Below are 12,809 nucleotides of genomic sequence, written 5' to 3'. Positions count from 1 at the left end.
GTTGCGGATCCTGTATACACCGTCCCAGACGCTTTTTCTTGGCTTCTGGGGAGCCAGTCCCAGGCATGGCCTGGGACCACTGCTGCTGATTGGTGGAGCGCTGCTCAATCAGCGCACATATCGCATCCTGGGCACGTTGCAGGGTATCGCGGCGCAAGAAGGGGAAGCGCTCTTTCAGGAGCTGGACGAACTTGATAGCGTCGATCTGGGCGGCTTCTTCTTGTTTCACAGCTTCAGGAAGCCGCCTACTGCCGTTTCAGACTACGATCAAATGCCCAAACGGCAAAAATGCCGTTCAGAACACTGTCAACATCAAGTTGTCCAGTACTGAACTGGTGATATTTTAGCGTGCCAACCATCCCCTACCCTAGCGCACGACTTTCGCAAGAGGTCTATTGAAAAAAGGTTCGGCTGGAACGAGATTCCACAATTCGTTGATGGGATACGTTGAGACGGGAATGATGTGATCGATCTCATACTTTCCCAGCCCAAGCGGCTGTCCTGTCTAGAAGCAGCGCATCCGCTGGCCCTCCAGCAGGAGCAGATCGATCTGGTTGCGCTCCCAGGTCAGCGGACGTCTGCTGTCGGGTCTGTCGGTCAGCGCCTGATAGACAGTGCCCCGGTTGACGCCTTGGGCCGTCTGGTTCGTATTCTCGGTAAATTCGCTCCATTCGTGGATGCACAGCGCGTCGATAAACGCGGAATAGAACCGGAAGCCTTCCCACATGGCATCAGGCACCACGACGCAAAGCTCGTCCATCCCCGTTCCTGGGAGCGGCACGACAGTATCGGGCAGGTCTCGCAGCCGTTGCTGGCGGGAGAATACCGCGTACTGACCGTCAGCCCCGCCCGCGTAGGTGATGGGCTGCTCCACGCATTTCATCACTGCCCGGAGAGCTTGAGCGTATTTCCGCATCAGTTCCAGCCCGTATTCTGCGGCGTGGGCGCTGACCTTCATCTCGTTGACGAGAACAACGCCGTCTGATGGACGGTCAGAGCCAAAAAGCGAAGCCTGCCAGAGTTCCTTGAGTTCCGTCAAGGCTGGACGAAAGGCCACGTCTTGCCGCAGGACACCGTCGCGAAAGACTCGTGGGCCTTGCAGGATGGGCCGCTCAGCGTCCATGAACGGCCAGTAGTAGCCTATCCACCACTCGGCCAGAACCCGCAAGGGGACGGCGACGCCCGCACCCTGGCCACACAGAGCGGCAAAGTTCAAGGCTGTGTCATTCAGGGCACGAATCAGGGCCAGCTTGAACGTGTTCAGCTTCTTGTCGTGGCGCACGATGCCCTGAATCAGTCTGCTCACGTCAAGGTGTGGGCTGGGGTTCACGGCCAAAGCCTACAGGGAAGCTGCGCAGAACGCCGAAGATTTGCGACTATTACTCTGTGTACAGGAGTTCTGGAACCGATATGACCACCCCGTTTAGGGCTTGCGCTGGCATAGATTTCTCCGCGCCCAGACGGTAAAAAGTGAGACGATATGGCTCGATATCGTCTCCACCACAGTTTAGGCCGTCGCCGCAATATTCGCACCCTCCACCGCTGGGCTCAAAAGCACTTCAGCAATCAAAAAAAGTGTCGCCACCAGAAAGTCACTGATGCCATGCTCATCGCGCTGCTCCTGGCACGCTTGATCTACAAACAGGCGTACCCATCGGTCTGGTGGAGTGATCTTAAGGCAGACCGCCCCGGTCTGCCGTCCTACACGCAAGCTTTCAACCGGGCCAACGGTCTGCTGGCCGTCTTGGAGAAGGTCTGTACACCGTCCAGACCCTGTGCTGAGGTGGTGATCGACTCCATGCCTCTCCCCATTTGCCGTCCCAAACGAACGCGGCGCTGTCACTTTCCTGGAGCCAGATGGGGCTACGGCACGCAAGGGAAGTTTTTCGGGTACAAACTCCACGCGTGGGTTCTGGAAGACGGTGAGGTCGCGCAATACCTGATCAGACCGGCCAATTTGCATGACACCACCGTGAGCTACGAACTCAATCGACGGTGGCCCGACTTTGACGGGCCAAAAATTGTGGGGGACAAGGGGTACTGCTGCGTGGGCTACATCTATCCGCCCAAAAGCAACTCCCGGTATGACACCGGATGGCGGCCAGACCGCCATCCGAAACTCCGCAAACGCATTGAAACGGTGTTCTCCCAACTGGTTGCAGAGGGGATTCGGTCTGTTCAGACCAAAACACTGGCCTCATTGCGGCTGCGCGTCGTCCTGGCCGTCATTGCCCACAACCTGACCAAGCCCTAAACGGAGTATGACCATCCGTTCAGTACCGGACAACTTGGATTTAAGCTTCACTGGCACGCGAAAAAGCCTTTGCTCGTCGCTTGGATGACGTTTGAGAGAACGTTGTATCCATCGTGCCGCCTCCTGACAGAGCCGACAAGCGCTTGAGATCAGAAGCTGTTCTCAGCGCATTTCTTGTCCCAGACGGGATCGTTGCTCATATCAAGCTTTCTGCCGATCTGGACGACGAAAAAGTGAAGTTGTCCAGTACTGAAGACCATCCGGCTTATCGATCGCCTGTATTGCCATTGAGCATAGTGCTCGGGCAGCAGGAATCAGTGTCGACCAGTTGACCTCCGTAGTCGTAGCCGAGAAGATATCCAACTTGACAACCGACGACTCGGATGGACAAGACATCTCGCTGTACCACGACCGCGACGTGGCCCTGAAGGCCGGTCAGCTGGTGCGCCGCGGCAAGGTGTGGGCCTGAGAAGGGGAGAGGGTCGAGATCAACGGGCGGCGGGTCAGCCAGGGACTGATTCGTGGGGGCGGCCGCCTGCTGCTTCACGGCGATACCCAGGTGATTGCGCTGCCTGTGCTGCTGAGCCGGGTGACGCTGGGCAGTCAGGGCCTCAGGCCGTGCAGGGGCCGGGTGTGCTGCCCCGCCACGCTGAGCTGCAGGACAGGGAGCTGACGCTCAAGGCGCTGGGGCCAACCTCAGTCGATGAAGAACCCGTCGCGTCTGGTCAGCGTAAAGCGGTCCGGGCAGGCTGTTGCAACTGGGCGGCGTGTCTCTGGCGTTGCTGCGGGACAAGGACCAGGGATGGGAGGCGTTTGGTACGGGCCGGCGGCCGGGCAGAGGTCCGGGATCACGGCTGCCGCTGTGGGGAACGGACGAACCGGCCGGGACCCAACGGGGAAAACAACGAAATCCCAGTCCGCGCCGACAGGAGAGAAATGGCCGAACGCTTCACCTGCCATGTGACCCGCGTAGACTGAATGGCCCGTCCGCAGTTGCGTGGTGCCGTCACCCAGGGCCAACTCCAGCCCACGACGTTGCCCGGCAGGCTGGGTTCGAACGGATGGAGATCGATGACTCTGCTGGCTTCGTCACTCGGTCCTGGGTGACCGGACAACCCACGCACCCGAACGCTGGGAACCTCAACCAGGGTCAGAAGAACTTTGAAGGACCGTGTACCTGGTGGAACGAAGTGGCGGTCAAAGCGGGCCTTCCACGCGTGGCCGCTGTGCTCCTGTGTGCACTGATGGTCGCTGGCCAGGCCCCCATGCCAGTCAGGGTCAGCTGGCGTCCTGCTTGTGGGTCTCTTGCAGCCGCCACACAGCCTGCCGCTCTTTCCAGTCCCGCACCCGGGTATTCCAGCGCGTCACGGCCGGATGGCGCTGTTCTTTTGTCTGGAGGTTCATGGCCTGGGCGTATTCCTGCCAGCTGCGGAGGGGGGTGATCACGCCGCGTGTCACGGTCAAGACATTCTGATCTTGCAGTTGCCTGAGCCAGCGACGCACCGTGGGTGCCTGGTGCCCCGTGGCCTGGATGACGGCGTCGACGGTCACAAGTTCGTGCTGCAGCACCGCCCGCGCCACCGGTGCCAGTGTTCGCAGCGGCAGAGCGCGTGCGGCGCGCCCGACACCCGCAGGTGAAGCCTGGATGCGGGCACGCTGTGAACGCGGCAGTTCCGTGACCGGCTGGGCCTGCAGGGCAGCGGCCAATGCCCCAGCCTGACCGTGCAGAACGACGCGCCAGGGTGCTCGGCTGTTCGGGCTCTGCCGGTGCAGCCCAGCAATGATCCCGAGGGTCTGAAAGTGCTGCAGCCGCTTGAGGATATCGGCGTGGCGCCCGCCCAGGCGTGCCAGCAGGCCTCCCATCGAGATGGGCAGGACCAGCTGGTCTTCCGACAGCTTTCTGACCCGTGGGCCGCAGGCCTGGGCCAGCAGCTCATCCAGCAGCCGCTCACAGGCCGCGCGGGTGTGCCCATGCCCCGGCGCGGCTGCCAGCCGGGCATAGAGCTGCGCCGTCACTGTCCGGTCCCGGTACAGTTGTCCACGGGCCTCATCGCGGTAGGTCAGCTCCCCCGCGCGCTTCTGTCGCAGGCGGTCAATGGCATATTCGAGGTAGGGCTGCGTGTTCCGGGTGGTGCCCCATTTCTCAGGGCGCCCCCGGCCCTGACCAAAGGCCGAGGCTTCCATGACCGCCTTCATATCTGCGGCATCCCCATCCAGCCAGTAATACAGATGGCCCAGCAGACTGAACTCAACCTTACTGATGTCCAGTGGCTCCCCAGCGCCGTCCAGCCTGCCGTCAAGCATGTCGGCCACGTCAGGACGTCGCTGGCGCATCAGTTTCACCCGTTCCGCGACTGGGGCACGGTGCAGGCCACGCGGCACCGGGTGAGCTTTGGAGGCCCCTTTCGTAGTCTGGGCCGCCGCATGGCCACGCCGTTGCGGCGTACCGTGCTGACCGGAAGCCTCCCGCGAAGTGTCGCATTCCTGTGCAGATCGGTGGGCCAGCACCGGCGTTGCAGCCGTGTGCAGCAGGCTCAGCAGTTCCGAGGTGCGGTCTGGGAGCGTCTCGTCATAGGTCTCGTCATAGTTCAGTGTCGTGACCGTGATGAACTGGTTGCGGCTGTACAGCTCGGCGGCCCCCAGATCCGGCAGCGTGAGCCGGGTGGGGTGCCCTGCCGGCAACTGCGCGCGGCCCATGATGTGCACACCGTGACCAGACGGCGAGAGGTGGGCCCAGCCGCCCAGCTGCCGGATCAGCTGCTGGACAAGCTCACAGTCCGGGGTCAGGGCGCTGCTGTGCAGGTCGAGATCGAGGCAGAACCAACCGTCCCCGGGGCGCAGCAGGATGCCCAGACCACCTCCGTGCTGGAGGGCCAACTGCCGCGCAGTTTCCAGGGGGAGCCCGACCGGCCTGGCGGGCTCTCCATTCACGCCGATTGGCACCTTGCGAACCCTATATGGCCGGCCGCTGTCAGGATCCAGGTAGAGCCCGGTGCCGAACTCGATCTGAGGAAGCCAGGCCACCCAGATCTCGGCCGCACGGAGGTCGCCTGGAACCTCATCCAGCTCAATGACGTCGGCGCCGGCGTTGACCTCCAGCATCAACTGCCGCGTGTACGAAGGCGTGCGGTGTAAGGGCATGGCGCGCATGCTAGGCATTTGCCTCGGCGCGGACCTCCCTCTGCCGACGCCTTTTGCCTCCCAAAATGGCGGGGGGCCTTCCCCCCACCCGTGCTCTCCCATGGAATATCGGAGGGAAGCTCCGGCAGGAGGAGAAAATGCCTGTGCCAGTCGCGATAGATGTCGTCCATGCGGGACACATCATTTATGGGAGGGAAACGTCATTCCTTCCGGGCTGGGGGCACAACGCCTGACTCTGGATGCGGCGCAGTGGCGTGCCACCACCGGGTGCTGCCGCCCCGTCCATCTGTTCCACAGCCCGCAGGAACCATGAAGACCGTGTCATTCTTGCCGCAGCCGGTCAACCTGCCTTTGCCAGCAGGCCCAGGGCAAGGCCGGCGCACCATGGCTGATCCCGGGCCTGACCCCGGCCGGCGCGATGCGCGAAGACGGCCTGTGGAAAGTGGTGAAGTCCTGCTGAGCCGCGCTGTCGCCTCCCGGCGGCTGTGGCAGGGCGTGGACCTGGAGGTCAGTCTTCCACCGTGCCGCGCGCCGTCAGGTACAGGAGCGGGGTGGTCAGGCCGTCCTCGCGCAATCGGCGGCCCAGGGCATAGCCCGCGTCGATGCCCTCGGGCAGCCTGACGTCCAGGATCAGCAGGCCGTAGGGAACGAGCCAGGCCAGCTCTGCACCCTGCGCTGCGCTGGCGACGTGGTCACTCCTCGCCCAGACCGTCGCGCAGCAGTTCAGCGATGTGGGGATCATCTTCAACGATCAACAGGCGCATGGCGGTTCCTTTCGGGCGATGAAACGCGGCCAGTGAACGGCAAGGTGGGTCATGGGTTCCACCTTGCCGCATTCGGGTAAAGAGGCGGTATACCCGCCCGGGTTCGCCGCCACCGTGGAGCTTGATGTGCGGGGAGCCGCAACGCTGTTCAAGCCGCGTCCGGGACACAGCGCCATGGGGGGCAGTTCCCAGTTCTGGTTGGCGGCCCGGTGCCTCCGTCGGGCGTATTCCACGCAGATCTGCGTCTTCTGGTCACCTGCTGCCGCCGCAGTTGTTGCTTCTGGCCGGCAGTCGATGGTTGGCCTGCCCCCGGGCGTGTCTGTCAGTACCGTTCAAGCAACGCGCCCATCAGACCTGTCAGGTCGTTGCAGCTGACCGGCTGGTAAGGCGTCGGATTGGGCTATTGGGGGATGACTGTCTCATGCTCAAATCCGCCCATGACAGCACAACAGGTCCATCCGCCACCGGCCCATAAAATTATTTCCATGGAACTCCTGCAGGACGTGCAGACGGCGCTCCAGACCCTGGCCCAGCACTGTGACGGCGCCGTGACGCGCGATCACGCAGGTTTCAACAGCCCCGACGCCCTCATTGGGCATCGGCTCGCGCGTCGTCCGGTCGAGGACTGGAGCCTCGCAGAAATCCTGTGCTCGGCGGCGCTCTGCCGGCGTTACCGTCGCCAGCTCGAGACGTACGGGATCGACGTGAGCCACATTCCGCTGCCGTCGAGTGAGCAGGTGCAGGAAGTTCGCGCCGCGGCACAGGCCGACAAGAAAACGGAAAAAGAGCTGGCCCGCCACCGTAAAAAGGGTTACGGGCTGTCCCGGTACGGCGGCACACTCGTTCTCCAGCTTCCACGAGACCGCCACGGGGTGGCTCGTGCTGTGTCCGGGCACCGGTGGACCGCCCATGGCCATGGGTTCCCCCTGACCAGCCTCGCGGCGCTGGAGACCGTGTGTACCCAGCTCAACCTGCCGGTCGAGCTCACCGCGGCCGACCGCCTGCACATCGAACAGGTCCTCTTTCCACCACAGGTGCGCCTGGAGGGAGGGAGAATCGTGTTCCGCTTTCCGCCAGATAAGCCAAAGAATGACATCGTCAAAGGTCTGGGGGCCAAGTTCGTCTGGAACGGGCGTATCTGGTACATGCCTGCTGGACAGGTGGCTGCTGCCATCGAAGCCGCCAGACAGGCCGGTCTGCGCCTGTCTCCTGAGCTGCGGCACCTGGCCGGCGGAACGCCGCCTCGCCCCACCTGACCACTGGTCTCTCGGGGCGCGCAGGCGTGTCCCGCCTGCGCGCCCCGGCGTCATTGTTCACGGCCATTTCCTTCTCTCGGCTGGCGCGTGAGCTGCAGGCTGGTGGTCCAGGTGGATAGGGGAGCGCGCGCAATGGACCTTTCCACGGTGCGTGTGAACTTCAAGCTGTGTGGCGCGCAACCGTCACGCCTGCTGCACTCGGCCGGTTGGCCGCCGGGGCGCTGGGTCGGGCGCTGAGCGGATCGATCAACCTTGGTCTGAGAACGCGCGCTTCAGATTCTGAAAAAATAGAACAGTGTCCTTGTTCTCAAGAGTCTTTGGGAGGTCCCATGAGCAGTCCCAGCAGTGGCGTTGACCCGCACCTCACGCTCGTTATTCAGGATGACGGCACCTTATACAGCACCTCGCACTTGCGCCAGTGGCTGACCGCCGTTGAAGCCGCCGCGCGTGCAGAAGCGCAGGCGGACAGGCTCCTTGCGGTCCTGGTGGCCAGCCACGGTGGCCTCGTGGATCAACCCGCAGGCGAGAGGTTCGCTGCGGACGTCAGGCAAATCGGCCAGGCGCGGTGGAGCGTCACGTTCATCACCCGCACTGGCTTTTTCGAGACGATCGGCCAGGAGCTCGATCGCGTCTTTGCAGGAGACGTGCTGGACCGTTTTGGTGCCCTGGTGGATCTTTTCAAGCAAAGTGGCCCCAGCTCCTTCCTCCCGAAATTCAGTGCCACTTCTCCCGATTCTCGACCTGTCCAACGCTTCTTCATGGACAGCACGCCCATGAGCTTCAACGATGTTCCGGATGGAGCGAGGCGCCAGGTGCGCTGGGGCTACGTCATCGGTGCTCCAGACCCGCTCAAGGACGCCTTTAAAGGCGATGCCGAGAAGCTGACCCGGGAGCTCACACAGCTGCTCGCGCTGCGCGTCTCGCGGCCTCAGGAAGAGCTCCCCAGGATTCTGGAAGCGGCCGCTCAGGATGCCGCCCGCATGGCGCGGCAGGACGCGGCTGGTGAGGCAGCCCTGATCACCTACCTTCAGCACTCACTGACAGGTCCCAGCGACCTGGACGGCACTGTCGACGCGCCGCAATTCCGCGTGCATGCCAGTGGCGGCCGCCCTGGCGAGACCGAACTTCCAGCGCCACCTTTCGATGAACGGATCCACTGGGTGGAAGCGCTCGTCAGCCACCTGGGCATCGGCGCGGTCCTCTGGAACAGCATGAAGAACCGAACGGGCGCCCTGTTCGTTGAGGGCGCTCCTGGGCTCGAAGTCCTGGGCGGCCTCTTCCGGGCCGGTGTTCAGGTGGACCTCCTGGGCCACAGCCTGGGTGGTATGTTCGTCGACCATGCACTGCGCGCCGTGGCCGCCCGGGGTTATGTGGGTTTCGTGGACCGTGCCATCTATCTCGCACCAGCCAACACGCACCAATTTTTCCGGGACACGCTGAGGCATATTCAGGCCCTGCTCAATTCGCCCGCGCCCATGGGGTTCTCCTTTCTGGGGCTGACGGCCGACGAGGAACGCACGGAAGTCGGTCAGGGGAGCGCCGTCTCAGCGGTCTATCCCCGGACCATCCTCTACCTGATCAGCAACGCCCTGGAAGGCCGTCCACACACGCCACTGCTGGGCATGCAACGGCACTTCACTGCTGCTCTGGTGCCTGGGGGCAGTGTCATCGCCTGGACGCCCGATGCAGGGTTGCAGCTCGATCACAAAACGCATGGATCGTTTGTCCACAACCCGACTGTGCGACACTGGATTGACCAGCAGCTTGGCGCCCAGGCCTGAACTTCACCGCTCCCGCCAGGAGCCTGCTTTCCCAGGGCGGTGTCGTTACCCAGCTGACGCAGCGCCCATTCCAGATCGGGGGACACCCCGGTGACAGCGCCGCCGGGTTGGTCTGGGTGGCGAAGTGCCGGCGTGGGCCGCCAGGCTGGCGCGCCCGGACGCTGGCCCTATCAGCATCCCCACCGCGGACGGACCGAAGCAGGGCGTGTTGATAGGGCCGGTCACCATCTGGGTTGTCTGCTGGTCACCTCTCCACAACGGTGTGGGCCGCGCCGCACAGCTGCGGCGCGGCCCACACACAACGTCAGGGCTTAATTTACTGAGAGGGGCGCTCCGTACTGGGGGCTCGCCCAGCCCGCGCCGAGGGCCGCATGCAGGTCCTCGCTGAACCGGCGGTCGCGCGCTGCCTTGGCTTCAATCGCCTCAAAAATCATGGTCAGGGTCGCAAGCGCCTCAAGTCTCAGCTGGGTGATTTCGTAGAAATAGACCGTGGCGCATTTGATACAGCAGGCGAGGACGTCGGCCGCGTCATAGGCGGAGTTAAAAGCGTTGAGGGCCTCACGGTGAGTGAAATCATCAGGCGAATGGTCCGACAGTCCGGGGTTCTGGCTGTAACCCATGAACCGGTCAGCCAGCATGCTGCTGTATGCAAAGTCCGACTTGGAATAAGGCTTCATGGGCCTGTCGCCGGGCAGCAGCAGATCCAGCACGGCCGCTGCCCGGCGGCTCTCGGGGGTCTCCAGGGGGCAGGGGTTGGGGTCAGCCAGGCGGTAGCGCGCCGCCACGAGTTCAGTCAGCACCGCAGGGCGATCGAGGTCAGGCCCTCTGAGCAAGGCGGCGCGCGCCTCATCTGGCGCCAGGCCGAGCAGGGGATCGGCGGGGAACGTCAGGGTCTCGCCCTGACTGGGAGAGAAGGTGACGCCCATTGAGGAGCGAAGGCCGCTGAGTTGACCGTCGTCTGCGCGCAAAATCTGCTGCGTCCGGTATTGGGTGAAGAGCACCCGTTGTTGCTGTTTCATAGAGACCTCATGTGGTGAGACCAGCAGGTGCTGGCCGGGGCGAAATGTCGCTGGACGTCAGGGCCAATGTCGTGCCGGGGCCCGTGCCCACCAGTGTCTAGTACAATCATTTTTTCTGCCCCCCTTGTAGAACGTGTTCTGCACCGGACCGGCTCAGCGGTTCTACAGGCGACGCTCAACAGCGCTGCTGAGGCCAGCAGGGTGGGCCAGAGTCCTGGCCCCGCTTTAACCAGAAGGTGGTCTGCTCGGGGCCATGGTGACCGCCCGGCCGCGTCTGAGCCCCTGGATCCCCGGGCTGTCGTGTCAGGCGCAGCTGGACCTGTCTCGCGGCAGTCCTGATCCTGAACCGTGCCTGGCATACCCTGTTCACCGGGAAAGCAAGCGCGGCGGTACGTGACAGGCTGGGCCGGATACTGACCAGGCAACCGGTCCGGCCAGAGCAGGCGTGGTCCGGGGCGCTGTGCAGGGCCCGGCGCTGTTGCGCCCTCCTGGCATCCGGAGGGCGGCCCGCAAGCCCTCCAGATGCCAGAGCCGCAAGGATGGTGGACTCCAGTCTGCGCTGGTGGGCTGGTCCGCTGGATCCGAATGGTGCTGGCGACGCAGCACCGAGCACACGAAAGGCCACGCCCCTGTCGGGGAGATGCGGCCTGAAGGCGGTGTGAGCTCAGGTGGGGGAAAGCGCCTCTCTGGCCAGGCGGCCGGCCACGGCGCCGTCGTAATGGCCGGCGTGGTGGGTCCTGAGCACGTTCATGACCGCGCCGATGTTCGTGGTCCCGGCGTCTTTCTTGGCGTCCTGCTGCGCCTTGACCCTGGTGACCTCGGTCTGCAGCGCCTGGAGAATGCCCAGTTCGCGGCCCGCCACGTCGGTGCTGCGGCCCAGCTGCGCGAGGTCCTGGACCTCTTTTTCCAGTGAGGCGCGCTGCGCACCTGTGACGCCAGCGATCAGGTCAAGCTGAGGGGTCGCTGGCTTGTTCTTGGCCCCGGTCTCGGCGTCGCCCAGCACCCGGCCGAGGACGGCCACCGTTGCAGCGGCGTGCGGATCAGTGCGCGTGGTCTTGCGGACGTCCGGGTGGCGGACTTTCAGAATGGTCAGGTCCATGGTGACTTTCTATGGAGGCTCTATCGGGAGCCGCTGGAATGAGGGCTTCGGCCATTCAGGAAGTGGAGTGCGGGTGACGAAGGGCGGCGGGCAGACTGGAAGTGGCGACCGCCTCACCTGGCTCGGCGGTGACCAAAAGTCCGGGGCCTCTGGGCAGAGCGCGCGGTCCGTCAACGTCAGCCGCATCTGGCGCATCGACTGGGACGTCACTGCACGTGTCGGTGGCAGGTCCGCGTCACCCTACGCTGTCGTCAAGGCCTGCGGGCCATCAGGGTCCGGCCTGGGTCCTTCTCACTTCTCCAGTCGCCCGCCGGCGCCAGAATTTCTGCTGCTCACCGGTCTCATGTCGGTCAACGGCGCCGCCGCGGTCTGGGCGTTCTGGCAGGGTGGTGACGGGGCAGGCCCGCGCGGGACCATGGGCGGGATGTCCGTCCCCGCCCGAACAGGCCCCCATCCCGGTCCGATCACCCCGCTGCACCACACGCCGTACCCTGAACGGCTGCGCGAGCGCTTCTGGGGCCAGGTGGCGCAGGGCGTGGGAGAGGGTTGCTGGCTGTGGATGGGTGGAACCGGCAACAGCGGCTACGGCCTGTTCCGGCTGGGCCCCCGCAAGGTGGGCGCGCACCGTGTCGCCTGGATGCTCACACATGGTGAACTGCCCCCCAGCGAGCTGCATGTCTGCCACACCTGCGACACGCCGCTGTGCGTGCGCCCCGAGCATCTGTTTCTGGGCAGCCACAGCGAGAACATGCGTGACGCGTCCCACAAGGGCCGCAAGAAGGGCCGGGGTGGACGGACAGGAGAGGGCAACGGGCGCGCCCGCCTGAGCGCGACCACGGTGATCCGCCTGCGCGCGCTGTCCCACCGCTACGGCCTGGACACCGAGCTGGCCCGGCTGCTGGGGGTCTCGGTCTCGGCCGTACACCTGGCGCGGACTGGCCAGACCTGGAAGTCACTGCCGATGCCAGGCGCGACGGGCTGGGAGGCGGCGGTGGCCGCGCTGAGGCTCGAGATCCCTGTTCATGCGAATCTGGCGGGAAAGGCTGGTCCCGCCAGTCTCCTGCACCTGATCACCGCAGGGTGAGTTCCCGTGTCCGTCCCTGCACGGCACCGGCTGAACGGCGTGCCCTCGCCGCATTCGGACACCTGGCCCATGACCGGGGATGCCCTGACCGCACTGGCTGGAGCCACGGCGCTTGCCAACGGTGGCAACGAATGTCCACGTCAGGCTTGGCCAGGACGTGATCTCCGGGCGCGCGCTCGGTTCTGTTCCTGCGGCCGCCGGCTCCAAGCGGTCAGCCAGACCTGCAGCTGAATGCGGAGGGTCTCGCCAGCCTGGCCGGTGGCTGCGGTGGCCGCAGGGGCGCAGTCGCCCAGGGGTTCATCCAGCACGGCCCGCAACAGGGCGAACGCCGGTTGCCGCCGCCGGCCGCCCCGGCCCGGGGGCAGCCGGGCTGGAACGGGGGCCAGGAGGCCCGCAATGGCGGCCGGATCG

General features: G+C 64.5%; 10 protein-coding genes and 1 pseudogene. 4 read left to right on the top strand and 7 right to left on the bottom strand.

Annotation, left to right across the window (positions count from 1 at the left end):
- The 3 genes and pseudogenes from Q319_RS0113190 to Q319_RS28285 form a co-directional block, all read right to left on the bottom strand.
- Positions 1-229: pseudogene (locus Q319_RS0113190) on the bottom strand (IS4 family transposase); the annotation flags it as partial.
- Between the two features lie 138 nt (positions 230-367).
- A complete protein-coding gene (locus tag Q319_RS29130) occupies positions 368-472 on the bottom strand; it encodes a hypothetical protein (protein WP_425387991.1) in 105 nt (34 codons plus the stop codon).
- Between the two features lie 33 nt (positions 473-505).
- Positions 506-1,330 carry a hypothetical protein gene (locus tag Q319_RS28285; RefSeq protein WP_211252365.1) on the bottom strand — a complete coding sequence of 275 codons (825 nt, stop codon included), beginning with the start codon at positions 1,328-1,330 and terminating at the stop codon, positions 506-508.
- A 150-nt stretch (positions 1,331-1,480) separates the two neighbouring features.
- On the opposite strand from Q319_RS28285, the gene Q319_RS0113180 reads away from it, so the two are divergent.
- A complete protein-coding gene (locus Q319_RS0113180; protein WP_029482956.1) occupies positions 1,481-2,254 on the top strand; it encodes an IS982 family transposase in 774 nt (257 codons plus the stop codon).
- 1,278 nt (positions 2,255-3,532) lie between these two features.
- On the opposite strand, the gene Q319_RS0113165 is transcribed toward Q319_RS0113180, so the two are convergent.
- Entirely contained in the window at positions 3,533-5,395 is a 1,863-nt protein-coding gene (locus Q319_RS0113165) for a hypothetical protein (RefSeq protein ID WP_156039334.1), read from the bottom strand.
- Positions 5,396-5,903: 508 nt separating this feature from the next.
- Positions 5,904-6,137 (bottom strand): response regulator, encoded by a 234-nt coding sequence (locus Q319_RS0113160; RefSeq protein ID WP_029482954.1) that lies wholly within the window; start codon positions 6,135-6,137, stop codon positions 5,904-5,906.
- Positions 6,138-6,644: 507 nt separating this feature from the next.
- On the opposite strand from Q319_RS0113160, the gene Q319_RS0113155 reads away from it, so the two are divergent.
- Positions 6,645-7,415 (top strand): hypothetical protein, encoded by a 771-nt coding sequence (locus Q319_RS0113155; RefSeq protein WP_029482953.1) that lies wholly within the window; start codon positions 6,645-6,647, stop codon positions 7,413-7,415.
- Between the two features lie 329 nt (positions 7,416-7,744).
- On the top strand, positions 7,745-9,196 hold the full coding sequence (locus tag Q319_RS0113150) for a hypothetical protein (protein ID WP_029482952.1): 1,452 nt from the start codon (positions 7,745-7,747) through the stop codon (positions 9,194-9,196).
- 311 nt (positions 9,197-9,507) lie between these two features.
- Here the strand turns inward: Q319_RS0113150 and Q319_RS0113145 are convergent, their stop codons facing one another.
- Positions 9,508-10,215 (bottom strand): hypothetical protein, encoded by a 708-nt coding sequence (locus tag Q319_RS0113145; RefSeq protein ID WP_029482951.1) that lies wholly within the window; start codon positions 10,213-10,215, stop codon positions 9,508-9,510.
- Positions 10,216-10,879: 664 nt separating this feature from the next.
- Complete coding sequence (locus Q319_RS0113140) at positions 10,880-11,314, bottom strand: hypothetical protein (RefSeq protein WP_029482950.1); 435 nt, start codon at positions 11,312-11,314, stop codon at positions 10,880-10,882.
- Positions 11,315-11,738: 424 nt separating this feature from the next.
- Between Q319_RS0113140 and Q319_RS27910 the strand changes: the two genes are divergently transcribed.
- The gene (locus Q319_RS27910; protein ID WP_162178653.1) at positions 11,739-12,398 is read left to right on the top strand and encodes an HNH endonuclease signature motif containing protein; all 660 of its coding nucleotides are present in this window, start codon (positions 11,739-11,741) and stop codon (positions 12,396-12,398) included.
- Positions 12,399-12,809 lie beyond the last annotated feature (411 nt).

It is taken from the genome of Deinococcus marmoris DSM 12784, assembly GCF_000701405.1.
Lineage (GTDB): Bacteria > Deinococcota > Deinococci > Deinococcales > Deinococcaceae > Deinococcus > Deinococcus marmoris.
The sequence above is the reverse complement of the archived record's forward strand: the minus strand, read 5'-3'. Positions and strand labels throughout refer to the sequence as shown.